The organism is Kocuria sp. CPCC 205297 (assembly GCF_040981035.1).
Lineage (GTDB): Bacteria > Actinomycetota > Actinomycetes > Actinomycetales > Micrococcaceae > Kocuria > Kocuria marina.
This window is the reverse complement of record NZ_JAVKPY010000031.1, coordinates 1-1,491: the sequence shown is the minus strand read 5'-3', so window position 1 is coordinate 1,491 and position 1,491 is coordinate 1. Positions and strand designations below refer to the sequence as shown.

Here is a 1,491-nt window from a genome sequence, read left to right as displayed (position 1 = left end):
CTAGGTCGTGTTGCTAAACGGCCGGCCGGAACCGTTCGGTCATCCTTGGATTGTGTCGCGTGACGTGATCTCTGACGAAACGTGGTCTGTCATCGGTCCGCTGTTCCCGCCTGCAAAAACGAGAGGACGCCCGCCAGTCGATCGTCGGGTCATCGTGGAAGCGGTGGTGTGGCGGTTCCGGACGGGCGCTCCGTGGCGAGACCTGCCGGAGCGGTTCGGAAACTGGAACACGATCTACCGCAACTTTGACCGATGGGCGAAGGACGGCCTTTGGGCGCGTGTTCTCGAACACGTGCAAGGCGTAGTCGAGCGCAATGGGGACATCGACTGGGTGGCGTCAATCGATTCCACAATCGCACGCGTGCATCAGCATGGAGCGACACTGCCACGGGCTAAAAAGGGCACTTCGAACTACAACAAGTCCACCGCTGAGCCGTCGGATCATGCGATCGGCCGGTCGCGCGGCGGGCTCACGACGAAGACACATCTCGTTTGCGACGGCAGAGGCCGACCACTCGGGTTCGTCGTAACCGGCGGCCAGGTCGCCGACACCATCATGTTGCCGGCGACGATGAACCAGATCCGCGTCCCGACCGCGGGACGTCCACGACTTCGGCCGGACCGGTTGCGCGCCGACAAGGGATACCCATCGAAGGCCAGCCGCGCATGGCTGCGGGCACGGGACGTCAAGACGACGATCCCTGAGCGCAACGACCAAATCGCACATCGCCGAAAGCGTCCGGGCCGGCCCATTGTGTTCGACGCGGACGACTACAAGGGCCGGAACGTCGTCGAGCGGTGTTTCAACCGGCTGAAACAGTGGCGGGGCATCGCGATGCGCTCCGACAAGACCGCCCGTAACTACCACGCAGCCCTCTGCCTCGCCGCGACCCTGCTGTGGGCCGAGAGACCCAGCTCTTCTTCTCCGAACTGATCTTCAGTTTGCCGATGCCGACACAGCGTAGGCAGATTCCTCGACGCCTCGCCCGTCCGTTGTGAGCGTCGTCGCGACCAGATTCATGCCAAGCCGCTCGCAAAGCTCACGCGAAGATTCGTTGGCGGCGTCCGTCTTAGCTACCACTTGAACGAAGCCCCAGTCGCTGAGGGCAGCAGCCAGGAGAGCGCCCACAGCTTCAGTTGCCAGGCCCTTCCCACCGAAACGGGGATTGAACACGTAACCAATCTCGGCGCTGTCATCGTGAAGCCAGACGAGCCCGACCTCTCCGACAACTTCGCCTGTCTCAAGAAGCTCGACAACCAGAACCAGCTCGTCGCCGGGGCCGTCGAACCGTGCTGCAGCGTACAGGGAGAGCTCACTCGCGGTGTGCTCCCGAGTCCACGTTCCAGCGCTCAGGTACTGAGCCACGTCCGGTCTCGACCTATAGGCGAGGACCGCATCGACGTCGGCTTCACGAGGCCGCCTCATTCGGAGTCTGGATGTATCGAGCACACGAAGACCGTAGCTGAACGAGCATTTAGCAACACGCCCTA

Annotated in this window: 2 protein-coding genes; one reads left to right on the top strand and one right to left on the bottom strand. The window is 62.7% G+C overall.

The genetic code is table 11. From position 1 onward, the window contains the following. Nucleotides 1–52 precede the first annotated feature (52 nt). Nucleotides 53–934, top strand: a complete 882-nt coding sequence (locus RF650_RS13495) for an IS5 family transposase (RefSeq protein WP_368815173.1) — start codon at nucleotides 53–55, stop codon at nucleotides 932–934. Nucleotides 935–937: 3 nt separating this feature from the next. On the opposite strand, the gene RF650_RS13490 is transcribed toward RF650_RS13495, so the two are convergent. Then, nucleotides 938–1,491 (bottom strand): GNAT family N-acetyltransferase (locus RF650_RS13490; RefSeq protein ID WP_368815172.1); only part of this gene is annotated, 554 nt, incomplete at its 5' end.